General features: G+C 68.6%; 17 protein-coding genes. 14 read left to right on the forward strand and 3 right to left on the reverse strand.

The features are described 5' to 3' along the window. Positions 1 to 78 precede the first annotated feature (78 nt). On the reverse strand, positions 79 to 1323 hold the full coding sequence (locus GD970_RS04905) for an LCP family protein (RefSeq protein ID WP_170297212.1): 1245 nt from the start codon (positions 1321 to 1323) through the stop codon (positions 79 to 81). Between the two features lie 319 nt (positions 1324 to 1642). On the opposite strand from GD970_RS04905, the gene GD970_RS04910 reads away from it, so the two are divergent. The 3 genes from GD970_RS04910 (at position 1643) to GD970_RS04920 (ending at position 8020) form a co-directional block, all read left to right on the forward strand. Next, positions 1643 to 3775, forward strand: coding sequence for an acyltransferase family protein (locus tag GD970_RS04910; RefSeq protein ID WP_226925168.1), 2133 nt, complete (start codon positions 1643 to 1645; stop codon positions 3773 to 3775). Between the two features lie 144 nt (positions 3776 to 3919). After that, entirely contained in the window at positions 3920 to 5908 is a 1989-nt protein-coding gene (locus tag GD970_RS04915) for a glycosyltransferase (RefSeq protein ID WP_226925169.1), read from the forward strand. Positions 5909 to 5923: 15 nt separating this feature from the next. Further along, a complete protein-coding gene (locus tag GD970_RS04920) occupies positions 5924 to 8020 on the forward strand; it encodes a DUF6541 family protein (RefSeq protein WP_152201510.1) in 2097 nt (698 codons plus the stop codon). A gap of 46 nt (positions 8021 to 8066) precedes the next feature. Here the strand turns inward: GD970_RS04920 and GD970_RS04925 are convergent, their stop codons facing one another. Beyond that, positions 8067 to 10142 (reverse strand): acyltransferase family protein, encoded by a 2076-nt coding sequence (locus GD970_RS04925; protein ID WP_152201512.1) that lies wholly within the window; start codon positions 10140 to 10142, stop codon positions 8067 to 8069. Positions 10143 to 10252: 110 nt separating this feature from the next. Further along, positions 10253 to 11767 carry a polysaccharide deacetylase family protein gene (locus GD970_RS04930; protein WP_152201515.1) on the reverse strand — a complete coding sequence of 505 codons (1515 nt, stop codon included), beginning with the start codon at positions 11765 to 11767 and terminating at the stop codon, positions 10253 to 10255. 220 nt (positions 11768 to 11987) lie between these two features. Between GD970_RS04930 and GD970_RS04935 the strand changes: the two genes are divergently transcribed. The 11 genes from GD970_RS04935 (at position 11988) to GD970_RS04985 (ending at position 24522) form a co-directional block, all read left to right on the forward strand. Then, complete coding sequence (locus GD970_RS04935) at positions 11988 to 13310, forward strand: UDP-glucose dehydrogenase family protein (RefSeq protein WP_152201517.1); 1323 nt, start codon at positions 11988 to 11990, stop codon at positions 13308 to 13310. 56 nt (positions 13311 to 13366) lie between these two features. After that, positions 13367 to 14785 (forward strand): hypothetical protein, encoded by a 1419-nt coding sequence (locus GD970_RS04940; RefSeq protein ID WP_226925170.1) that lies wholly within the window; start codon positions 13367 to 13369, stop codon positions 14783 to 14785. 117 nt (positions 14786 to 14902) lie between these two features. After that, a complete protein-coding gene (locus tag GD970_RS04945) occupies positions 14903 to 16651 on the forward strand; it encodes a polysaccharide biosynthesis protein (protein WP_152201522.1) in 1749 nt (582 codons plus the stop codon). Next, positions 16648 to 17799, forward strand: a complete 1152-nt coding sequence (locus tag GD970_RS04950; protein ID WP_152201524.1) for a DegT/DnrJ/EryC1/StrS family aminotransferase — start codon at positions 16648 to 16650, stop codon at positions 17797 to 17799. Before GD970_RS04945 ends, GD970_RS04950 begins: the two co-directional genes overlap by 4 nt. Beyond that, positions 17796 to 18431, forward strand: a complete 636-nt coding sequence (locus GD970_RS04955) for a sugar transferase (protein WP_152201527.1) — start codon at positions 17796 to 17798, stop codon at positions 18429 to 18431. The genes GD970_RS04950 and GD970_RS04955 overlap by 4 nt, the downstream gene beginning before the upstream one ends. Continuing rightward, positions 18428 to 19075: a NeuD/PglB/VioB family sugar acetyltransferase gene (locus GD970_RS04960; RefSeq protein ID WP_152201529.1), complete on the forward strand. Its 648-nt coding sequence runs from the start codon at positions 18428 to 18430 to the stop codon at positions 19073 to 19075. The genes GD970_RS04955 and GD970_RS04960 overlap by 4 nt, the downstream gene beginning before the upstream one ends. A 51-nt stretch (positions 19076 to 19126) precedes the next feature. Continuing rightward, the gene (locus GD970_RS04965) at positions 19127 to 20440 is read left to right on the forward strand and encodes a polysaccharide biosynthesis tyrosine autokinase (RefSeq protein ID WP_152201532.1); all 1314 of its coding nucleotides are present in this window, start codon (positions 19127 to 19129) and stop codon (positions 20438 to 20440) included. Between the two features lie 78 nt (positions 20441 to 20518). Beyond that, the gene (locus GD970_RS04970; RefSeq protein WP_152201535.1) at positions 20519 to 21817 is read left to right on the forward strand and encodes a nucleotide sugar dehydrogenase; all 1299 of its coding nucleotides are present in this window, start codon (positions 20519 to 20521) and stop codon (positions 21815 to 21817) included. Next, positions 21810 to 22424: an acyltransferase gene (locus tag GD970_RS04975; protein ID WP_152201537.1), complete on the forward strand. Its 615-nt coding sequence runs from the start codon at positions 21810 to 21812 to the stop codon at positions 22422 to 22424. The genes GD970_RS04970 and GD970_RS04975 overlap by 8 nt, the downstream gene beginning before the upstream one ends. Further along, positions 22421 to 23533, forward strand: coding sequence for a DegT/DnrJ/EryC1/StrS family aminotransferase (locus GD970_RS04980; protein ID WP_152201540.1), 1113 nt, complete (start codon positions 22421 to 22423; stop codon positions 23531 to 23533). Before GD970_RS04975 ends, GD970_RS04980 begins: the two co-directional genes overlap by 4 nt. Continuing rightward, positions 23533 to 24522: a Gfo/Idh/MocA family protein gene (locus GD970_RS04985; RefSeq protein WP_152201643.1), complete on the forward strand. Its 990-nt coding sequence runs from the start codon at positions 23533 to 23535 to the stop codon at positions 24520 to 24522. The genes GD970_RS04980 and GD970_RS04985 overlap by 1 nt, the downstream gene beginning before the upstream one ends. Positions 24523 to 24603 lie beyond the last annotated feature (81 nt).

A 24603-nucleotide genomic window follows, 5' to 3' on the forward strand; every position in this document is an offset into this window, starting at 1 on the left:
GTCGTCGGGCTCCCGGAACGCCGCGGTGGTGCCCGCCCCCGGGGCCGGCGACCGGTGCGGGACGGGGCCGCGCTCCGGCTACTTGCGGCACACCGGTGCCGGGGTGCCCTGCAGACCCCTGGCACTCTCGCTCGGGCCCGCCGCCTTCGGCGCCGCGGGGGTGGCCGAGGCGCCCGCGCCACCCCCCGGCGCTGCCGTAGCCGGCGCCGTGCCCCCGGCGGTGACCGTGCCGGGGACCGGCTTGTCGGCGCGCAGCGCGTCCCACACCTCGCCGGCCGCCGGCGCGGGCCGCACCCGCGGGCCGGCCCACTCGAACGGCATGGTGGTGAAGACGATGTTCTCCGGGGCGATGCGGCGCAGGGAGTTGGCCAGGCCGGCCATGGTGGAGAGCTGCCCGATCTCCGGCCCGGTCACGAGCGTCTTGGTAGTCGCGTCGAGGAAGCGGTAGAGCGAGGGGAGGTCCGTGAGCAGGTTCTTGCCCAGCGCCTCGCGCGCGATCGCCGCGACCAGTTCCTGCTGGCGCCCGATCCGGGAGATGTCGGACCCGTCGCCCAGGGACTTGCGCACGCGGGCGAACCCCAGCGCGTCGTGGCCGTTCAGCACCTGGCAGCCGGCCGCCAGCTTGACGTCGGCGCGCTTGTCGTCGATCGGCTGCGGCACGTCCATCGGCACCCCGCCCAGGGCGTCGACGACGCGGGTGAACCCGGCGAAGTCCACGACGACGAAGTCGTCGACGCGCACGCCGGTGAGCTTCTCCACCGTGCGGATGGAGCAGGCGGCGGCCGCGCCGACGTCGCCCGTCTGCCCGCCGATGGAGAACGCGGAGTTGATCATCGCGCCGGTCTCGGCCCGGGTCTGTCGGCCGCCCGGCAACGTGCAGGACGGGATGTCGACCAAGGTGTCGCGGGGGATGGAGACGACCTCCAGGCGGGAGCGGTCCGCCGCGACGTGCACGAGCATCGTCGTGTCGGCCCGCATGCCGGTGATCCCGGAGTTGTCGTTGTTCCCGCCGGCCCGCGAGTCCGAGCCGAGGACGAGGAAGGTCAGCGCCTGGCCGGCCTTCGGGTCGATGGGGGCCGCCGCCGCGCCGCCCGGCCGGTCACCCCCCAGGAGGCTGGTGATGTCGTGCCGCTGGACGTTGCCCTGCATGTGGCGGTAGGCCAGCGCGCCCGCGCCGACGAGGCCCAGGACGAGGGCGAGGGCCGCCAGCCCGAGCCGGCTCAGCAGCGGATGGCGCCGCTCGGGGCGGGCATGTCGAAGCGGCGGCCCGGACGGCGTCGCCGGGCCGACGGCATTCGGCACTGGCCTTGACGCCTTCGTCACATCAGGAATCCTATGGGCCTTCTCGTTAGGCACCCGTTGGAGAGACACACGAGGCGTGGAGATCATGTGGAGGTTCCATTCGCGGGACGTCCCGATCGAAGCCGGTGTGCGGGATCGGTGCGGCCCGCCAACTGGCGCACCGGCGTTCGGCCGCCCCGATCGTCGACGAGCTGTCGATGCGCGCTGTTGCGATCCTTCCGCCTCGAGACCGTGGAAGTGGTCGACCGCCACAACTGTCGCGGACGCTGACCGTCGGCGTCGCCGCGCGCAACTTGAGGAACGAGGCCTGTCCGGTAATTCGCCGCTTTAGACTCCGGGCGTGTCTAGAAGCTCGATCATCACGACCGAGCGCGCCGCGGAGTCCTCCGCACGGGGGTTGAAAGTCAGGCATCTCGCGCCGCGCCACGCCCGACGCCGCAGCCGGGGCCGCCAATTCACGGCGGCGGAGGCTCGCAGCGCCGCGAACTTCCGGCCGGAGATCCAGGGCCTGCGGTCGCTCGCCGTGCTGATGGTCGTGGTCTACCACGTCTTCCTCGACCGGGTCTCCGGGGGCGTCGACATCTTCTTGATGATCTCGGCATTCCTGCTCACGCTCTCCTTCGTCCGCAAGGTCGAGGCGGACCGACCGCTCGCGCTAACCCGGCACTGGCTGCACCGCTTCAAGCGGCTGCTACCGGCATCGGCTGCCACGATCCTCGGCACGCTCGTCGCCGTGTGGGCCGTTGTGCCGAGCTCGCGCTGGACGTCGATCCTTGAGCAGGCGTGGGCCTCGCTGCTCTACGTCCAGAACTGGCTCCTCGCCGCGACGTCCGTGGACTACTACGCGCGCGACGACTCCTTGGCCAGCCCGCTGCAGCACTTCTGGTCGTTGTCGATCCAGGGTCAGGTCTTCATCGTGTGGCCGGTGATCTTCGCGGCCGGTGCCTGGATCGCACGCCGCATCGGGTGGCGTTATCGAACGATCCTGTGGCTCGCGTTCGGTGCGATATTCGTCGGCTCGCTCGCATTCTCTGTTCATCAGACGACGACCAACCAGACCTTCGCCTATTTCGACACCCGCGCGCGGTTGTGGGAGTTCGCCGCGGGTTCGCTGCTCGCCCTCGCCCTGCCTCACCTCCGCCTCGCACGCCCACTCCGCGTTGTCATGGGTTGGACGGGGGTGGCGGGCATGCTTGCCTGCGGCGTCCTGCTGCCGGTGGGGCAATCCTTTCCCGGATATGTGGCGCTGTGGCCCCTCATCTCCGCCGGCCTGGTCATCGCCGCTGGACAGAGTGGGTCCCGGCTCGGAGTCGATCGACTGCTCAGTTCTCGCGCCTTGGTGGGAATGGGCGGCATCTCCTACGCCCTCTATCTGGTGCACTGGCCGGTACTCACGGTCTACCTCTCGGCAGTGGGGCGACCGGCCGCCGGACCGGCGGCCGGGATCGTGATCATCGTCGCCTCGATCGTTGCTGCCCACCTCATTACCGGCCTTATCGAGGCTCCACTGCGGCGCGCGGCGTGGACGGAGGCGCACGCCTGGCGCATGGGCGTGGTGGTCACCGCATGTGTCGCCGCTGTGGCCGCCCCTGCCGCTGCGTGGCAGGTGAATCTCGATCGCCGTGCCGCCGGCGCCGCGGCCGCCGCACCGGCCGACAACCCTGGTGCCCTCGCGCTCCAGCCCGGCTTTCGCTTTGCCGGGGCCCCGGACGCTCTGACCTTGCCGCTCCCCACCGAGCTCGATGACCAGTGGGTCAGTCTGGACCACGGTTGCACTGGCGTCTTCGCGATCGCCGACGCAGAGATCTCCGCGACATGCAGCCAGAACGAGACCCTTCCTGCTCCGGAACGGACCATTCTCGTCGTCGGGGACTCACACGCGCAGCAGTGGATGGCGGCGCTCTCACCCCTCGCGAAGGAGCGCAACTGGCAGCTGGTCGCGCTGCTCAAGGGAGGCTGCGCCTTCGGAGCGCCCACGACTGAGGGGTTCAACCCACTCTGCGACGACTGGCTCCAACGTGCATGGGGTTATGCGCTCGAGCTCCGACCGGATGCGATCTTCACCGTTGCGACGGCGGCCTCGGCGGACGGGCCCAACGAGGAGCTCGTCGCCGGCTATGAGCAGATGGTCGCAGAGATGACGGCGGCCGGGATCGACGTCATCGGGGTGCGGGACAACCCGCGCTTCGCCTTCGACATGTACGCCTGCGTCGAGAGGAACGGGCCCGACGCTTCCCAGTGCACGGTCCGCCGAGACCAGGCCCTCCCCGCCACCAGCCCGATGCAGCGGTTGGTCGGCGCCGAGGGCCTGTACCTGCTGGACCTCACCGACCGCCTGTGCCCGGACGGTCTGTGCCCGCCGGTCATCGGCAACCTCTATGTGTTCATGGATGACAACCATCTGTCTAGAAGCTATGCCGCCACGCTGCGGCAAGACCTTGAAGAGCGGTTGCTCGCCGCCACGGGCTGGTAGACCGCCCGCGTCGCCGCTGTCCGTCGGGCGGTGACGGTGTCGGTCGACAAGTGGTCCACAGGTGTTGCCGTTACGCTCACCGAAAGCGTCGCCACATCACGCATGCCCGTCACGATGCGCACCTCACCCGTGGGGAGTCGACGAATGAGCACTACCGCCACCGACAAGATCTCTCAGGCTGCGTCCCGCCGGAGCCCCTACCGGGTCGTCCAGCGAGTGATCCTGCCCCTCGAGGCCGACTCCGACAGCATCCCGCTGTACGTGGACGCCGGTACGACCTCGGTGGACCCGCGCACCGATGCCGCGCGGGCGCAAGGCACGGCGGGGCCGGCCGTCACGGGAGAGACGGTTCAGTCCTCGGACTTCCGCGGGCGGTTCTCGACCGTCGTCCGGCCCGGCTCGCGCATGTCCTTCGCCACCTACTTCAACGCCTTCCCCGCCAGCTACTGGCGGCGGTGGACCACCGTGGGGTCCGTCCGCCTTGAGGTGACGGTCTCGGGCAACGGCACGCTGATCGTGTACCGGTCCAACGCCAAGGGCGCTCAGCAGCGCGTCGAGTCCCTGGCCTTCGAAGGACGGACGCCGCACGTCTTCGACCTTCCGCTCACCCCCTTCGGGGACGGCGGCTGGTACTGGTTCGACATCGTCGGGGGAGTCGAGGGAGCCCTGCTGGAGGGTGCGCACTGGGCCGTGCCCGACGCGGGCGGGAAGCGCGGGCGGGCCTCCATCGCTATCACCACGTTCAACCGGCCCGACTACTGCCTGCGCACCATCGAGACGGTGTGCGGCGCGGACACGGTCCGCGAGATCCTCGACGACTTGCTCGTCATCGACCAGGGCACCCAGAACGTCGCCGACGAGGAGGGGTATCCGGAGGTCGCCGCCCGCCTGGGGGACCGTCTCCGGATCGTCCGACAGGGCAACATCGGCGGCTCGGGCGGCTTCTCCCGGGGGATGTACGAGGCGGTCCGGGCGGGCCGGAGCGACTACGTCATCCTGCTCGACGACGACATAGTCCTCGAGCCCGAAAGCCTCACCCGCCTCGTGGCCTTCGCCGACTTCGCGCGGCGCCCCACCCTGGTCGGCGGCCACATGTTCGACATGTACAACCGCACGGTGCTGCACACCTTCGGGGAGACCGTAGACCCGTGGCGCTTCCAGCCCCGCCCCGCCCACGAGGACATGGAGCTCGGGCACGACTTCGCCCGGTCCAACCTGCGCACCACGCCCTGGCTCCACCGGCGCGCGGACGTCGACTACAACGGCTGGTGGATGACCCTCATCCCTACCGAGGTGATCCGTGAGATCGGGCTGTCCCTGCCGCTCTTCATCAAGTGGGACGACGCCGAGTACTCCCTGCGGGCGGCCAAGGCGGGGTATCCCACCGTCTCGCTGCCCGGCGCCGGCCTGTGGCACATCGCCTGGGGCGACAAGGACGACCTCGTCGGGTGGCAGGCCTACTTCCACGAGCGCAACCGGGTGATCGCCACGCTGCTGCACTCGCTGTACGACCGCGGCGGACGCGTCCTCCGCGAGTCGAGCTACATGGACGTCAAGCACCTCATCTCCATGCAGTACTACTCCGAGCAGGGCCGCCTCACCGCCTTGCGGGACGTGCTCGCGGGTCCGGACCGCCTCCACGAACTCCTCGGCACGCGCCTGGCGGAGATCCGGTCGCTGGCCACCGAGTACAGCGACGCACAGTTCAGGCCCGACCTGGACGCCTTCCCGGCGCCGCAGCGCCACAAGCCGCGGAACAAGGGCCGAGGCGTGCACCAGCCGGCCCGCATCGCGCTCGCGCCCTGGGCGGCCAAGACGGTGCTCCGGCAGACCCTGCGACCGGTGGCGGAGGGCGCGGCGGAGCGGCCCCAGACGTTCATCGCGCACCAGGACGCGCGGTGGTGGCGGCTGGCCCAGTACGACAGCGCGATCGTCTCCAACGCCGAGGGCACCGCCGCGTCCTGGTACCGCAGGGACCCCCGGCAGCTCCGTGCCATGCTCGCCGAGGCGATGGGCCTCCACCGCCGCCTCCTCACCGAGTGGCCCCGCCTGCGGCGGTCCTACCAGGACGCCGCACCCCGCCTCGCGTCCTTCGAGGCGTGGGAGGACACATTCCGCCGTCACGCCGTCTGAACGGCGAGGACATCGATGCTGGGGTGGACGGCGCACGACCTGGCGCTCATCGCGGGGGCGACGGCGCTACTTCTTCTCCCGGGTCTCCTTGTCCTCCGCGCGGCGCTGGGGCCGCGCAGCCTCGGCCCGATGTCCATGGCCGCGGCGCCGCTCGTCACCGCCGGCCTGGCGTACCTGACCGGAGTCCTCACCGGCGTGGCGGGGGTCCGATACAGCCCTGGCACCGTTCTCGCCCTCACCGTGCTGGTGGCCGCCGGAGCGCTCGGGCTGCGCCGGACAAGCCCGACGTGGCGGCGACGAGGCCGCACGTCTCCCGCGCTCGCCGGGCTGGACGCGGCCCCGTTCGGCCCGGTGCCGGTGCCGGCGGCGTCCATGATCGTCGCGGGTGTTGCCACCGCGACGGCCATGGGCGTCGCCCTCTGGACCTGGGCGGCGGGACTTGGCCGGCTGGCGGTCGTCCCACAGGAGCACGACACCGTCACGCACACCCTCATCACCGCCTACATCGCTCGCACCGGTGATGCGGCGCCCGGGCAGGAGTGGCCCGCGGACCTGGTCACCGGCACCCCGGACCGGTTCTACCCGGCTGGTCTGCACAAGCTCGCGGCGCTGCCGGCGCAGCTGGGACTCGATCCCGTCACCGCCCTCAACGCCGTCACGGTCGCGCTCTTCGCCGTCGTCCTGCCCATGGGCATGCTCGCGCTGGGGTCGCTGCTGCGGTGGCGGGGGGCCGGACCGGTCGCCGGCGGTGCGGCGGCCATGGCGGCGGCGCTCGCCTACCGGCCCGTGTACGCGATGATGCACGACGGTGGGGTGCTCAGCAACGCCGCGGCCCTCGCCCTGGTCCCCGGCGCGGTTGCCGTGCTCGTGGCGGCCGGGCGCAGGCCGGCCCGGGAGCTTCCGGGCAACGTCCTGCTGATGGCCGGGGCCTTCTCCATCTACCCCTCGGCCGTCCTGGCCATCGCCGGCGGGGTCCTCGCCTGGGTGGTCGGGGACGCCCTCGCGCGGCGACCGCGCAGGGAGCAGGTCGGGCGGTGGCTCTGGTCCGTCGGGGGGGCCGGGCTGGTGGCGGGCGCGTGCGCGGTCCCGGCGCTGGTCGTCGCCTCCCGAGCCGCCGCCACCCCTGGCCAGTTCCCCAGCGACGTGCCCACCTCCACGCTGGCCGGGGCGCTGGCGCTCGCGTCCAAGATGCCCTACGGCGGATTTCTCGATCCTGGCTGGCACCGGCACCAGGTGCTGCTCGCCGTGCTCGTCGCCCTGGGGCTGGTGTGCGCCGTGACGGTGCAACGGGCGCTCGGGCTGGTGCTGGCCTGGGCGGTGTGGACGGTGTTCTTCGTCCTGTTCGCCGTCGGCGCCGGTGGCCCCGCGGTCCGCGCGGCGGCCGGGCTCTTCTACAACAGCTTCATCCGCATCTCCGGGCTGTATGCGCCCTACCAGTGGCTCCTCGTCGGCGTCCTCGCCGTCACGGCCGCGGTGGGCGGCATGAGCGTGCTCGCCCGGCTCGCCCCGGTCCTGCTCGCACGCCGGCAGCGGGCGACGTGGGACGCGGCTGCGCTCGCCGTGGCGGTCGCCGTCGTCGCCGTCGTTGGCCTGCACTACGCGCCGGTCAACGCGCGGGCCCTGCAGGAGCGGTACCGGTATCCGCAGTTCGTGCGCGTGGGCCCCGACGACCGGGCGGCATTCGCCTACCTGGAGAACCACGTCCGGCGCGGGGAGGAGGTGATGAACAACGGCAACGACGGGTCGACCTATCTGTACGTCTACGACGGCGTGCCGGTGGTCAATGTCCAGACCCTCCCGAATGGCCCCGACTCGCTGGCGCTTCTGACGCGCTTCAACAGGATCGACACCGACGCCGAGATCCGCCGACTGGTCCGTGAGCACGACATCCGGTGGGTCTACGTGGACGAGGAGGCGCCGCTGATCGGTGCGCCATTCTCTCAGCAGTGGCTACCCGGCGGCCTCTACTCCACCGCGCCCGGGCTCGACGGGCTGGATCACGTCCGTTCGCTCGAGGAGGTCTTCCGGTCCGGGACGGTGACGGTCTACCGCGTCGCGGACTCGATCTTCGCCGGCGCTCGGGATGAAGGTGTTGTACGGAAGGGGCCCTGAGCGGTCCCGGCGGGATGCCCCCTGTCGGCTCCGGTACGCGACGCGGCTACTCTCGGCCCCGGTATGCGAGGAGGAAGGCGGGGGCCACCGAGCGCGCGTAGCTCCGCGCGATGTGGTTCTCGTCGTAGAAGACCGACAGTCCACCCACGGCCGTGTAGCAGCGAGTGTTGTCGCAGAACTGGTCCGTGAGGTCCAGCACCCTCACAGAGTCGTGGCCCACGGCCTCGGCGGCCAGCGCGACGTAGTCCTCCTGGATGGCGGCTGCGCGGGGGATGGCGCAGTCGACCGGATCCTCCTCGTTGACCGCGGCGCACTGCACGGTGGTCGGGCCGGCGGTCAGCGGGGTGTCGCGGATGACGTAGACCTGCGCCCCCGCGTCCGCCCATCGCCGCAGGTACGTGCCGGCGGCGTCGCGGTACTGGTCCTGCTGGGAGCGCCCGGTGCCGTCGTCGAGGATCTCGTGCTGGGAGAACATGGAGGTGAAGACCATGGCCGGTTGTTTCGCGACCACCCGGTCCGCGGTCTGCCGGCCCCACTCCCGGCAGGCGTTGCGTTCGTCGGGCGGGAGCGTCCGGCCGGCGTACTCCTCCGTCTCGGCGTCGACCAGGGGGCACCCGCCGCGCAGGGACATCTTCAGGTGCCAGCCCTGTGCGCGGGCCACCTCCACCAGGGCGGCCTGCCAGTGCTCGGCGTGGGAGTCACCGACCAGCCACACGGTGGGGCCGGCGTTCGTGCCCGTGAAGTCGCAGTCCCTCACGCCGGCCTCGCTGACACAGCCGTCCGGGGCGAACCAGGGGGTCTCGGCGGGGTCGCCGGGTGAGGTCTCCGCGGGACCGAACGCGTCGCCGCATCCCTGGGCCGTCAGCGCCGAGGCGCCGTAGCAGGGGTCGTCCGCCTGTTCCGCGAGCGCGGCGACCTCCCGGTCTGCGGCGACCCCGTAGGCGTGAATCTGCGCCGCCGCAGCCACCACAAGCACGGCCATGGCCGCAGCCATGAGGCTGAAGGTGCGCCGCGGCGCGGCCGCCGGCCAGCGCATCCGGATCCCGGGATCTTCGACATAGGTCTTCGACGCGTGGGCGAGGACGATCGTGGCGGCGAGAAGCACCAGCTTGTGCCGGGCGGTGAGGGTGCTGTCGAGGAGGTGCGGGGCCAGGACGACGAGTGGCCAGTGCCAGAGGTAGACCGAGTAGGAGATGCCGCCCAGGAACTGCACGGGACGAAGGTTCATGAAGAGCGCGGGGGAGTAACGGGCCGGGCGCTCTCCGGCGGCGATGACGGCGGCCGTGCCCAGGGTCGGCAGCAGGGCGGCAATGCCGGGGAAGAACGTTGCGTGGTCGAACGCGAGCGAGGCCAGGAGGATCAGCGCGAGCCCCACCCAGGTGAGCAGGCCACGGAACGCCGGTGCGAGGCGGAGGCGCCCCGCGAGCAGGCCCGTCAGCGCGCCGAGCGCGAACTCCCAGGCTCGGGCGGGCGTCACGAAGTAGGCGGCCTCCTTCGACGTCACAGTGAACGCCACACCGAACACCAGGCTGACCACGAAAACGAGAAGGACGCCGACGAGGATGGCCATGTCGTACCGAAGCCGCCTCTTGCGGGCGACCCATACGCAGGCCAGCAGGAGCACCGGCCACAGCAGGTAGAACTGCTCCTCGACCGACAACGACCAGTAGTGCTGGGCCACGCTCGCGGTGTCCGTCAGCGCCGAGTAGTCGACGGCCTTGGCCGCGAGGTACCAGTTCTCGACGTACAGGGCGCTGGCGACGACCTCCGTCGCGTTCCGCGGCCACATCGCCTCCCGCATGATGACGGCGACGCCCGCCAGCGACACTGCCGCGACGAGTAACGCCGCGGGAAGCAGCCGCCGGACTCGCCGGGCGTAGAACTCCGCCAGCCCGATGCGGCCGTCGCGTCGCAGCTCCTTGACGAGGTGCTTGGAGATGAGAAAACCCGAGATGACGAAGAAGACGTCGACGCCGACGTACCCCCCGGGGAGCCGGTTGGGCCAGAGGTGATTCAGCACGACGAGCATGACGGCGAGGGCGCGGAGCGCCTGGATGTCGCGGCGAAAACCGGAGTCACGTCCGGGGGGACGTTGCTGCTCTCTCATGTTCTGGGTCGTCACGCGGCGGGTATGCGTTCATCGGCCTGGACTCCCTCCTGGGTTGACGACGCCGGACGCAGCACCACCCTCCCGGCCGAACTCTCCCCGGCCTGCGCATTCTGGGCGATGCCCTAATATCGGACGGGGTTGTATCCTCTGCTCCGACGTGCGAGGCGCAGCGTGGCACCACCAGGGGGGCGCCCGTGGCACGCCTGCACCCGCACCCTTGCACGAAAGACGTGCCTATGAGAGAACCCTGCACGCAGCTGGTCGATCGTCCGGGGGAGCGCCTCGGCATCGAGGGTGGTGCCGTCGTCGGGATTCGACCCGACGTGCATGAGGACGATCTCGCCCGGTCGCTGCCCCTCCAGGGTGCGTCGCAGCACCTCGTCGGCGGTGATGCCCCGGCCCGTCCCTTCCCAGCCCAGCGTGTCGACGGTCCACCTCACAGCGAGGTACCCGGTGGCATTGACCGCATTCACGTTGGCCGCGGTGCGGTCGCCGTATGGGAACCGGAACAGCGGCTTGGCCGGCCTGCCCGTCACCGCGACGATCGACGTCTCCGCGGCGGCCAGGTCCCGGCTGATCTGTCCTTCCCTCAGTGTGGGGAAGTGCGCGTGGGTGTTGGAGTGGTTCCCGAGCCGGTGTCCGGCCGCCGCGATGGCGGCGGCCCCGGCGGGGTAGCGGCGGGTGAAGTCGCCGGTGAGGAAGAACGTGGCCCGCACGCCCCGCGACTCGAGCGTCGTGAGGATCGAGCTCAGCGCAGCGTCGTTCGAGTCGGCGTCGAAGGAGAGGGCCACCACCGGGACCGACGTCGGGATCCGCTCCAGGTCGGAGCCCAGCAGGTTGCCGAGGTCGCCCAGGGCCGGCGGGCGCCGGATGCCCAGGGTGTCGGTCCCGTCCGCGTTCCAGTCGCCCGCGAGCGCGGCGTCGGTGGGGTTGCCGTAGGCGACGGTGCGGCCGGCGGCGCCGGTTGTGTTGGTGTCGCGGAGCAGGTAGCGGTTGCCGCGGCGGACGGCGAGGGTGTCGGTGCCGTTGCCGTCCCAGTCGCCGACCAGGACCGGGTCACCCGGGTCGCCGTAGGAGAACGCGCGATCGGCGGCGCCGGTGGTGTTGGTGTTGCGGAGCAGGTAGCGGTTGCCGCGGCGGACGGCGAGGGTGTCCGTGCCGTTGCCGTCCCAGTCGCCGACCACGGTCACGTCACGGGGGTCGCCGTACTGAAAGCTGAGCTGGGCGGCCCCGGTGGTGTTGGCGTTGCGCAGGAGGTAGCGGTTGCCACGGCGGACGGCGAGCGTGTCCGTCCCGTCGCCGTCCCAGTCACCGACCACGACGACGTCGCCGGGATCACCGTAGGAGAAGGTCCTGTCGGCGGCGCCCGTGGAGTTGGAGTTGCGCACGAAGAATGTGGCGCCGCGCCGGACCAGCAGGGTGTCCCGGCCGTCGCCGTCCCAGTCGCCCACGTAGACGTTGTCGCCGAGGTTCCCGTAGCGAATCACCGTGACGGCCGCACCGGTGGGGGAGTCGTTGAGGTGGAAGGTGTCGCCCGGACCAGTCACCGATCCGCCCTGCGCAGAGGCGGGCGGACCGAGCAGGGCAGCGGCCCCGGTCAGGCCCAGCGCCACGATGCCCGCGAAGGTGGTGCGCATCTTCACCCTGACCACCGCCTTTGGCACCGAGGGGCCTCATCGTGGCACCGGTCGCTGCGGGCGCAGGACCCCAGAAGTGGCTCTAGCCGGCACCGGAGCATCCCTTCACCGGACGTGCACCACGCATTCCGGGGACGTTCGGCGCTGATTCATCCCGCGGGGAGAGCGTCTCTCCGGCACACTGTCAACGCTGGCCACGCCCAGCCCGGAAGGGGATTCCATGCGCATCTCGGTGATCGGCTGCGGGTACCTGGGCGCCGTGCACGCCGCCGCCATGGCGAAGCTGGGGCACGACGTCGTCGGCGTCGAGACGGACCCTGGCAAGGCGCAGGCGCTTGCTGAGGGCGAGGCCCCGTTCTACGAGCCGGGCCTGCCCGAGCTGCTGCGCGAGGCGGTGGCCACCGGCCGCCTCATCTTCACCACCGAGCCGAGCGCCGCCACGGACGCACAGGTGCACTTCCTCTGCGTCGGGACCCCGCAGAAGCGCGGCGAGTACGCGGCGGACCTGCGGTATGTCGACGCCGCCGTCGCCTCCCTGCTGCCGTTCCTCGCGCCGGGAAGCCTCGTCGCCGGCAAGTCGACGGTCCCGGTGGGCACCGCCCGCCGGATCGCCGAGCAGGTCCGGCACGCCCAGCCCGACGCCATGGTCGCCTGGAACCCCGAGTTCCTCCGGGAGGGGTACGCGGTCAAAGACACGCTGCATCCCGACCGCATCGTCTACGGCGTCCCGGACGGGGCCGGGAGCGAGGCCGGCGCCCGGGCGGAGGCGCTGCTCGACGAGGTGTACGCCGCCCCGCTCGCCGAGCACACGCCCAAGGTGGTTACCGACTACACCACCGCCGAACTGGTCAAGGTCGCCGCCAACTCCTTCCTCGCGACCAAGATCTCCTTCATCAACGCCATGGCCGAGCTATGCGAGGCCACCGGCGCCGATGTCACCCAGCTTGCGGACGCGATCGGTCACGACGCGCGCATCGGCCGGAAGTTCCTCAACGCCGGCCTCGGCTTCGGCGGGGGCTGCCTGCCCAAGGACATCCGGGCCTTCATGGCCCGTGCCGGGGAGCTCGGCGTGGACCAGGCCCTGAGCTTCCTGCGCGAGGTGGACTCCATCAACATGCGGCGGCGCGTGCGCATGGTCGACCTCGCCCGGGAGGTGTGCGGCGGCTCCATCGTGGGTCGGAAGGTCGCCGTCCTCGGTGCCGCGTTCAAGCCGGACTCCGACGACGTACGCGACTCCCCGGCGCTCAACGTCGCGGCGCAGATGCAGCTGCAGGGCGCGCACGTCAAGGTCACCGACCCGCAGGCGATCCCCAACGCCGAACGGGCCTGGCCGGACCTCGTGTTCTCGCCGACCGTCGAGGAGGCGGCCGCCGATGCGGACGTCGTGCTGCTGCTCACCGAGTGGCGCGAGTACCGCGATCTCGACCCGGTCACCTTCGGCGAGGTCGTCGCCGGCAAGCGGATCATCGACGGCCGCAACGTGCTCGACCCGGCGACCTGGCGTGGTGCCGGGTGGACCTACCGCGCGCTCGGACGCCCCTAGGGCCCCATCGGACGCCCTTGCGGGGCGGACGGACGACGGCGGTATCATCCGCGGTTATGGTCCGGTCCCCGATTGCCCGTGTGCGCAGCTTCATCCGACGGTTCGGTGAGCTCGAGCGGGAGGTGGCGGCGGTCCGTGGGTCGGTCGGCGACCTCCACCACGCCGTCAGTGAGGTGCGGGGCAGCGTCGAGGGCCTGATCCAGCAGCACAGTGCCGCTCTCGAGGCCCGCTTGGACGCCGGTATCCGGCGGGTGAACGATTCCGCCAACTACGCCGCCCGCCGGGCGCCGCTGACCCGCCGCAGGATCCGCGTGCTCTTCCTCGTCCACCACATCGAGGCATGGGACAGCTCCGACGCGCTCGTGCGCGCGCTGCGCGAGGAGGCGGACTTCGAGGTCGTCGTCGCATCGATCCCACGCCGGTTCAGGGGCATGGCTGAGCTGGGCCAGGAGGAGGCGGTGCACGCGGGGCTGGAGGAGCGTGGCGTCGCCCACATCCGGATCACCCTCGCCGACGACCGGGACCGGCTCAGCCTCGTGCGCGCCGTCGACCCCGACATCATCTTCCGGCAGTCGCAGTGGGACGCCGACGTCCCGGAGGCCTTCTCCACCGAGAACCTCCGGTTCGCGCGGCTGTGCCTGGTGCCGTACGAGACGATCAACATCGTCCAGAACATGCCGATGGACGGGGTGACCAACTCCGCCGTCGACACCGAGTTCCATCGCGCGGCCTGGATGGTGTTCTGCGCGAGCGAGCTCAACCGCCAGGTGGCCGAGCGTGACGGCATGCGCGGGGGCGCGCAGTTCGTCGTCACCGGACATCCCAAGGCCGATCACCTGCGATCGGTCGAGCCGAGGTGGCCGATCGTGCACGAGGGCCGGCGGCCCCGTGCCCGAGTGGTGTGGTCGGCCCACCACACCATCCTCGACGACTGGACGAACTTCGGGGTGTTCCACCTCGTCGCGGACGACATGCTCGAGTGGGCGAGGAGCGCACCCGACGTCGACTTCGTGTTCATGCAGCACCCGGCGCTGCCGCCGGTGCTCAATGATCCCGCGTCGCCGCTGACCCCCGACCAGGCGGCCGAGTTCCGGGCGGCGTGGGACGCCCTGCCGAACACTGCGGTTCTCGCCGGGGGCGACTACGGGCCCGTGCTCGCGGCATCGGACCTCATGATCGTCGACGGCCTGAGCATGCTCGTGGAGTACCAGTTCATGGGCAAGCCCCTGATCCACATCGAGCGCCCGGGGCACCGGCCGTTCAACGAGATCGGAGAGATCGTCATGCGGGGCGCGCACACGGTCCCGGGCGTGGCCTCCGCCCGGCGCCTGGCCGAGGACTTCTTCGACGGTGCGCCCGATCCGCTCGAGCAGGTGCAGCGGGAGACCATCACCCGCCTCTTCGGGGACGAGCCCAGCGTGTCCCGCATCGTTGCCGCGCTCCGGGATGCGCTCGTCTCAGAACTGGCACGCTAGCCGCCGTCGGCGATCGCACAGCAGGCGCACACTTCCGTCCCCACGCGATCCGGATACACTCGGACGGAAATCTGAGCCGACATCTGCGTTCTCGCGCTCCCGAAGGAAGACATTGTTGTGATATTCCGTCCCGCAACTCGGCGAGCGGCACTGGCGGCCTGGGACGTGCTGTGCTGGCTGGTCGCCGCCGTTCTCGCGACCGGCGCCCGTTACGACTTTGCGATCAGCGAGGTGCAGTGGACCTCGGTGCTGACCTTCGTCGGGGTGACGGCGGCGCTCCAGGTGGTCGTCGGGTACGCGTCGAAGATGTATCGCGGCCGCTACCGCGTGGGGACGTTCGATGAGGCGCTGGGACTCGCGCTCCTCGCCGTCTGTGTGGCGCTCGTGTCCTACGTGGCCTTCGTCGTGGTCCTGCATACCGACCTGCCCCGCGGCGTTGCCCTGCTCGCGCCGCCGATCGCGCTCATGTCCATGGCCAGCGGTCGCTGGGTCTATCGGCTACTGCGGGCGCGGGGTCTGGGGGAGCGTCAACCGGCCACCCGCAACGTTGTCATCTACGGAGCAGGCGACGCCGGGTACCAGTTGCTCCGCCTCATGCTCACCGACCGGGCCTCGCAGTACCGGATCGTGGGCCTCATCGATGACAACCCGGGCAAGCGCAACCTCCGACTCATGGGTGTCCCGGTGATCGGGAACAAGGAGAGCCTCCCGGAGGCAGCCATCGCGGCGGATGCGGATACGGTCATCCTCGCCATCGCGTCAGCGACCGGTGAGTTCATTGGGGAGGTGCAGGATCTCGTCGAGGGGGCCGGCCTGGAGTTCCTCGTGTTGCCCCCGCTCAACGAGATGTTTGGGCGCAAGTTCCGCCTGGGAGACGTCCGTAAGGCGGACATCGCTGACGTTCTCGGACGCAGGCAGGTCGAGACGGACCTCGGCGCCATCGCCGACTACCTTGCCGGCCGGCGCGTGCTCATCACCGGCGCGGGCGGTTCGATCGGTTCCGAGCTGGCGCGTCAGGTGTACAAATTCGGCCCCGCGGAACTCGTCCTGCTCGACCGTGACGAGTCAGAGCTGCACGCGGTACAGCTCTCGATCTACGGCAAGGGCCTGCTCGACACGCGCGACATGGTCCTGGCCGACATCCGCGACGCCGACGCGCTCCGCGCCGTGTTTGAGGAGCACCGACCGGAGATCGTCTTCCATGCCGCCGCCCTCAAGCACCTGCCGATGCTTGAGCAGTATCCGCAGGAGGGCTGGAAGACCAACGTTCTCGGCACGCTCAACGTACTCAGCCTCGCCGCCGATCACGGCGTGCGCAGGTTCGTCAACATCTCCACCGACAAGGCAGCCGACCCGACGAGCGTGCTGGGGCAGACGAAGAGGCTCGCAGAGCAGCTGACAGCGTGGATGGCCGAACGGGTCGAGGGCAGCTACATGTCCGTCCGCTTCGGCAACGTTCTCGGCTCGCGCGGATCGATGCTCCACACGTTCAACGCGCAGATCGAGGCCGGAGGACCGGTCACTGTGACCCATCCCGAAGTCACCCGGTACTTCATGACCATCCCGGAGGCGTGCGAGCTCGTCATCCAGGCAGGGGCCATCGGCGGCCCCGGGGAGGTCCTGGTCCTCGACATGGGGACACCGGTCAAGATTCTCGACGTCGCCAAGCGCCTGATCGCCCGCTCCGGGAAGGAGATCGACATCGTGTTCACCGGGCTAAGGCCCGGCGAGAAGATGCACGAGGATCTCTTCGGCGGGTCCGAGCAAGGTGTGAAGACCGCCCACCCGCTCATCTCGCACGTCTCAGTGCCTCCCATCGAACCTGCGGCCCTGGAGGCTTACCGCGCCGAAGGAGCCATGCTGTGAACGACCGCATCTACCTCTCCGCCCCGGACATCACCGAGGCGGAGGAGGACGGGATCCTTGCGGCCTTCCGGTCGGGCTGGATCGCGCCCCTCGGGCCGGAGGTTGACGCCTTCGAGCGCGAGATCGCCGAGTTCACCGGTCGTGAGCACGCCGTGGCGCTCTCCTCCGGCACTGCCGCGCTCCACCTCGCCCTGCTGGGCGTGGGGGCAAGGCAGGGCACCGTGGTGCTCACTTCGACTATGACCTTCGCGGCCACCGCCAACGCCATCACCTACACGGGCGCGACCCCAGTGTTCGTCGACTGCGACGAAAGCGGCAACATGGATCCGGCGCTGCTAGGGGCGGCCCTCGAGGACCAGCTCGCCGGAGGCGCGACCGTCGCCGCCATCCTCCCAGTTGACCTGCTCGGCAAGGTGGCGGACTACGGCCGCATCTCCGAGCTCGCGCGCGAGTACGACATCCCGTTGCTCTCGGACGCCGCCGAGTCGCTCGGTGCGGTGAAGGAAGGCCGCCCGGCAGGCAGCTTTGGCGTGGCCGCTGCCATCTCGTTCAACGGCAACAAGATCATGACCACCTCCGGCGGCGGCATGCTGCTGACTGACGACGAAGCGTTCGCCGCGCGAGCCCGGTATCTCGCGACGCAGGCGCGCCAGCCGGTGGTGCATTACGAGCACGAGGACATCGGCTACAACTACAGGCTCTCGAACCTCCTCGCGGGCCTCGGGCGGGTCCAGCTCAGGCGTCTGCCGGGGATGCTCGAGCGCCGTCGGCGCCGGCGTCAGGAGTACCGAGCACTCTTCGCAGGGCTCGATGGGACCGAGATCTTCGGCGGCCCGGACGGAGCCGACGGCGGCGCGGATCACGACAACTTCTGGCTGACCTCGGTGCTCGTGGACGAGACAGCGGCAGGCTGGTCGGCAGCGGGGCTGCAGCACCACCTGGCACGCCTCAACATCGAAGCTCGTCCGCTCTGGAAGCCGATGCACGTGCAGCCGGTGTTCTCGTCCCTGCGCAGTTACGTCAACGGCACCAGCGAGCGCCTGTTCGCGCGCGGCATCTCGCTCCCGAGCGGCTCCGTGCTCACCGATGACGACTTCGCGCGCATCGCCGCGGCCATCACCGACTTCGTCGAGAGCCGGAGGTCATGAGAGCGCGCCGCCGCCCCTACGACTTCGTCAAGCGCGGGGGCGACCTCGTCGTCGCCGGTCTCGGCCTCGCCCTGACGGCGCCGATGCAGGCGGCGGTGGCCGTCGCCGTGGCTCGCAACCTCGGCCGCCCGGTGCTCTTCCGCCAGGAACGTTCGGGCCGGAACGGCGAGCCCTTCCGACTGGTGAAGTTCCGGACGATGCGAGACGTGAACCCCGCGGCGGGAATGGTCTCCGACGCGGAGCGAATGACGCCCTTCGGTGCGAAGCTCCGTGCCACGAGCCTCGACGAGCTGCCCAGCCTGTGGAATGTGCTCAGAGGCGACATGAGCCTGGTCGGGCCCCGCCCGCTCCTGCCGCAGTACCTGCCGCTGTACACCTCGGAGCAGGCGCGGCGGCACGAGGTGCGACCGGGAGTCACGGGGTATGCCCAGGTCTCGGGGCGCAACGCACTCTCCTGGGAAGAACGGTTCGCGCTGGACGTGGAGTACGTGGAGAGGCGGTCCTTCCTCTTGGATCTCCGGATCCTCGTGGCGACGATCCGCACGGTCGTGCGACGGGAGGGCATCGCGGCGGAGGGACACGTCACCATGGCGCCCTTCATCGGATCGCCCCGCCCGGAGGTCGGGCGATGAGCGCCACACCACTCGTCATCGTGGGGATGGGTGGCCTCGGGCGTGAGGTTATCGACGTCGTCGAGGCGATCAACGCCGCCGAGCGCGACGAACGGTACGAACTGCTCGGCATGCTTGACGACGCGCCGCGCCCGGAGAACCTTGACCTTCTCGCCGACCGGCGCGTGGCCTATCTGGGCACGTGCGCCGACTGGCTCCGGCGGGCGAAGGATGCGGTCTACGTCGTCGGGATCGCCGATGCCGGTGTGCGGCGAGCGATCGATCAGGAATTCTCCGCGGCCGGCTTCCAGGCCACTACGCTCGTCCACCCGGCCGCCACGCTCGGTTCTCCCGTGACGGCGGGGCCGGGCAGCATCGTGTGCGCGGGTGCCCGTCTGACGACCAACATCAGCCTCGGACGTCACGTCCACGTCCACGTCAACGCGACGGTCGGTCACGACTCAGTGCTGGCGGACTACGCCTCGGCCTACCCGCTCAGCGCCATCTCCGGAAGCTGCCGTATCGGTCCCCGCGCCACCGTCGGAGCGCACGCGGTCGTCCTCCAGGGGCTGCAGGTGGGGGCGGGGGCATTTGTCGGTGCGGGCGCAGTGGTAACTCGCGATGTGCCGCGGTTCACCACGGTCGTAGGAGTTCCGGCTAAATGAGCTCGAACTCAAACATTAGTTTCGGACGATACGAGGAATGAGAAAACGCCTGTGGACCTGAGAGAGTATCTCGCCGTCTTTCGGAAGAATGCCCTTCTGGGGCTAATCGTATTCACCGTCGCGTTTGCCCTTATGGTCTTTTTTGTTGCCTCGCGTCCGCCGCAATACACGGCGTCGGCGCGAGTTCTCTTCACACTCGAGTCGAGTGCCACCGGAGAGATCGACGTTGCTGACCTCTCCGCCTATCTAGAGCAGCAGGTTGATGTTTTCGCGGAAATCGCGACATCTCCGGGTGTCTTGCAGCCGGTCTTAGACCAAGTCGAGCCTGAGGCTACTCTGGACGATTTCTCGGATAAGATCGATACCCGGGCATCGGTCAGCGGATCGGTACTCGTAATCTCGGCGAGTGATATTAGTCCGGCGCGGGCGACCGCGATGGCGAACGGAGTCGCGGAGCAACTCGCTGCTGTTGCTTCCGGTGTGCCATCCCTCGCTGGAGAAGCGTTCCAACTAAACGCTGAAATTCTGGCGCCAGCTGTGGTGCCGGCCGCTAACGGGGCAAAGGTGGGGTCGCGTGACCTGGCCTTTGCCGCGATCTTGGCGATTCTAGCGGGCGCAGGCGCGACAGTGGTCAAAGAACTTCTGGACGGCCGCGTCCTTGCGCGCCGGGACATCGAGTCGATCGCTGATGTACCAGTGGTTGGGGATTTTGCGCGAGTCGGGAACATCCCGATCAGTTCTGCAAATGGTCGCGAGGATGCTTCGCTGCAGATTGCAGCGAAGCAGATGCGGGAAAACTTCTTGCATCGCTTCGAGGAGCGGAAGTCGGTCATGGTGACATCGTCCGTGCCTTCGGAGGGTGCGGGCGACGTGGTGGCGCAGTTGGCAGAGACCCTTGCAGACTCCGGGCTGCGGCTGCTGGTGGTGGACGCCCGACGGCCGACGCAGGGATCTGGCGAGCGTGCGGGCTCCGCAGGACTTGCCGACGTGCTTGAGGGTAACGTCTCGCTCGGCTCTGCAGTGTCTCCTGGCGAGGTGAGCGGAATCTCGCTTCTTGTCCGAGTGACTGATGGGCAGTTGGCAAGCGAACCTTCGTGGCGAAGGATGCCCGAACTTTTGGCCCACGCGGAATTCGATTACGACTTTGTCCTAGTCGTCGCAGATCCCCTAGCAACCTCTGTCGATGCTGTTGCGCTCGGACGGATTACTGCGGGCACGATCTTGGTCGTAGGCTCCGGGATCGCGCGCCTGAGGGATGTGCGAGGCGCCATGGCGACTCTGGCGGATGCGGGGATCAGCATCCAGGGAATTGTGTTGAACAAGTACAACACCGGACTGGTCAAAAATTTGCAGCCGGCCCGGTAAAGGCATGTTCGGACGAATTCCGTCGCGATGATGTCGAGCGTTGTTTCAGTAAGTCGTGAGAGTTTTGAAGGAGACTTCATGCAGATCGCAGTTGTTGGACTTGGGAAAATCGGGCTTCCGCTAGCGGTGCAGTTTGCCGCTTCGGGTAACAATGTCATTGGAGTGGATGTTCAGCCAAAAACCGTCCACCTCGTGAATGCAGGAGTTGAGCCCTTCCCCGGCGAGGCGCAGCTCGGGGAGAAGTTGGCCGAGCTGGTTCCGACGGGGCGTCTGCGTGCGACGACGGACTACGCCGAGGCGATACCAAATGCCGACGCAGTGGTTGTTGTGGTGCCCCTTTTCGTCGACGATGTGACGTGGAACCCAGACTTCGGCTGGATGGATGCGGCAACGCGCTCGTTGGCCGAAAACCTCACGCCCGGAACGCTGATCTCCTACGAGACGACCCTTCCGGTGGGGACGACCCGCAACAGGTGGAAGCCGCTGATCGAGGAGATCTCTGGACTGAAGGAGGGCACCGACTTCCACTTGGTGTTTTCGCCAGAGCGCGTGCTTACCGGTCGGGTATTTGGTGACCTTCGCCGCTATCCGAAGTTGGTCGGCGGATTGTCTGAATCGGGCGTCGCCGAGGCGGTGAGGTTTTACGAGGCTGTCCTCACGTTCGACGAACGCGATGACCTGCCGCGCCCAAACGGTGTCTGGAACATGGGGGGCGCAGAGGCGGCCGAGATGGCCAAACTCGCTGAGACGACGTACAGGGACGTTAATATCGGTCTGGCCAACCAATTCGCGCTATTCGCAGACAAGGTTGGTATCGACGTCTATAAGGTGATTGAGGCATGTAATTCTCAGCCGTACTCACACATTCACCGGCCGGGCATCGCGGTTGGTGGGCACTGCATCCCGGTTTACCCGCGCCTCTATCTGTCCACCGACCCGGACGCCTCAATCGTCCGCACCGCGCGGAATTCGAACGCCGCAATGCCTGAGTATGTAGTCGATCGTGTCGCTGAAGTGCTCGGTGATCTGGCTGGCGTGCGGACCGTGGTGCTCGGCGCCTCGTATCGCGGCCGCGTGAAGGAGACGGCCTTCTCAGGGGTCTTCGCCACTGTGGAGGCGCTGCTTGCTCGTGGCGCAACAGTGGCGGTGCACGATCCCATGTACGCCGATGAAGAGCTTGCGGCCTTCGGCTGGAATCCGTATCACCTGGGCGACGAGGTGGACCTCGCCATCGTTCAGGCGGACCACCCAGAGTACGCCGAACTAACGCCTAGCCACCTGCCAGGCATCCGCCTTCTGTTCGACGGGCGGCGCATCACCGATCCGATCCGATGGGTCGGGACGCCTCGGCTCACAATCGGAGGCGGCGATGAGTGAGGCTCCCGCGAACGTACGGATTCAGGCATCCGCTGATGTCGCCACCGATGCGCAGATCGGCGACGGTTCCTCGGTGTGGCACCTGGCCCAGATCCGCGAGGGTGCGGAACTCGGGGAGAGGTGTGTCGTCGGGCGCGGAGCGTACGTCGGTCCCGGCGTGCGAATGGGCAGGAACTGCAAGGTGCAGAACTACGCGTTGGTCTACGAACCGGCGCGTCTAGACGACGGGGTGTTCATCGGACCGGCGGCAGTGTTGACGAACGACACCTTTCCGCGGGCGGTGAACCCGGATGGGTCAATCAAGGCAGCGCACGACTGGACACCAGTGGGGGTAACGGTCGGTGAGGGCGCGTCCATCGGTGCGCGGGCGGTATGTGTGGCGCCAGTCGCAGTGGGACCTTGGGCGACCGTTGCCGCCGGTGCGGTAGTGACGCGGGACGTTCCCGCGCACGCCCTAGTGGCCGGAGTGCCAGCTCGCCGGATCGGCTGGGTGGGGCACGCGGGGCTCCGGCTGGTTTCCGCAGGCGGCACCGCATGGCGGTGCCCGGAAACCAGTCAATTGTACGAAGAGTTCGAAGACACGATCAGGAAGGTCGAGATCCAGTGAGCCCTGCAATGATTCCAGCGGCGAAGCCGATCATCGGGGATGACGAGCGCGTAGCTGTGGACCGCGTGTTGGCGTCGGGGATGGTTGCGCAAGGCCCGGAGGTGCAGGCCTTCGAGGCCGAATTCGGCGACCACATGGTGGCCGGACGCACATGTGTGGCTGTCAACTCCGGCACCTCAGGACTGCACCTGGGTCTTCTGGCGTCCGGTATTGGGCCCGGCGATGAGGTGATCGTGCCATCCTTCACGTTCGCAGCGACCGGTAACGCCGTCGCTTTGACGGGGGCTACACCGGTGTTCGCCGATATCGAGCCGCTCCACTTCTGCCTTGATCCGGAATCGGTGCGCGCTGCTGTGACGGACCGGACCCGAGCAATCATGCCGGTGCATCTTTACGGCCACCCAGCAGATATGCCTGCTCTGCAGGCGGTCGCCGATGGCGCGAACTTGTTGGTATTCGAAGATGCCGCACAAGCTCACGGCGCCTCGTTGAATGGCCGGAAGGTTGGAACCTTCGGAGCATTCGGCATGTTCTCGCTCTACCCGACGAAAAACATGACTTCTGGGGAGGGTGGGATGGTCTCCTGTGGAAGCGAGGACATTGCTCGGAGGGTGCGGCTCCTTCGCAACCAGGGCATGGAGCGCCAGTACGCCAACGAGCTGGTCGGACTGAACAACCGGATGACCGACATTCACGCGGCCATTGGCAGGGTCCAATTGACCAAGGTTGACGGTTGGACTAAGAAGCGGCAGGACAACGCCGCCTTCCTGGATGCGAACCTGGAAGGGGTTATCACCCCCGCCGTCGCACCAGGCGCAGCGCACGTCTACCACCAGTACACAATCCGAATTTCAGGCGCCAACGCGGAGGAGCGTAACCGCATGGTCGCGGCCCTGCGTGAAGAGCACGGTGTGGGCTCCGGCGTGTATTACCCGATTCCGAACCACCGGTTGGAGTCCCTCGCGTCCTACGCGCCGGGTCTTGAACTGCCCGAGACGGAGCGGGCTGCGGCGGAGGTCATCTCTCTGCCCGTCCACCCCTCTCTGACACCGGAGGACCTCTCGAGGATCGTCACTTCGGTCAATGCGGTCGTGAAGGCGGGTGCATGATGACGAACCTAAGGATGGGGCTCATCGGGCTCGGGTCGATGGGCCGACACCACGCGCGGGTAATCCGTGAGACGGACGAACTGGAACTCGTCGCCGTCGCGGATCCGGCTGGGGACAAATTCGGTGTCGCTGGTGGATTGCCGGTCCTGCCCGACGTCGAGTCCCTCATTGCCGCGGGAATCGACGCTGCGACGGTGGCCGTGCCGACTATCAACCACGAGGATGTTGCGTTGAAGCTCGCCGCAGCGGGCGTGCACACCATGGTTGAAAAGCCGATCGCGCACTCCGCGGAGGCAGGAAGGCGGGTAGCCGATGCTTTCGACGACGCAGGTCTCGTTGGCGCTGTCGGATATGTTGAGCGCTGTAACCCGGCCCTTCTCGAGTTACGGCGGCGAATGGCAGAAGGTGCGCTCGGCGAGATTTACCAGATCTCCACTTCCCGGCAAGGACCTTTTCCTGGCCGGATAAGCGACGTCGGCGTGGTCAAAGATCTCGCCACCCATGACATTGACCTCACCGCCTGGCTTGCGCAGTCCCATTACGAGTCTGTTTCTGCGCACGTGACGCATCGATCCGGACGTGCTCACGAGGACATGGTCGTCGCCGTCGGCCGCCTGGCTAATGGTATTATCGTCAACCACCAAGTCAACTGGCTCTCGCCCCGAAAGGAACGTCAAACCGTTGTCACGGGCGAGCGCGGTGCATTCATTGCTGACACGGCTTCGGGGGACCTATCGTTCTTCGCAAACGGTACTGTCCCAACCGAGTGGGACACGATCGCCGCATTCCGTGGAGTCACGGAGGGGGACGCGATCCGCTATGCGATTGCCAAGAGGGAGCCCCTCAAGGTCGAGTACGAGCATTTTCGTGATGCGATTCTCGGCCGAACCAGTCACTACGTCACGATGTCCGAGGGCACCCACACTCTAGAGGTGGTCGAGGCTGTTCTCGAGTCCGCGCGGAGCCTGCAACTCAGCAACTTCGCGTGACGCGCTTTACAAAATTGTCAGCCGTGATCGGAAACTGGGCCAGGGGCTCTGGCACGACCGGCACGGAACTGGGCTAGAGGG

The sequence above is a fragment of the Georgenia thermotolerans genome, assembly GCF_009193185.1.
Lineage (GTDB): Bacteria > Actinomycetota > Actinomycetes > Actinomycetales > Actinomycetaceae > Georgenia > Georgenia thermotolerans.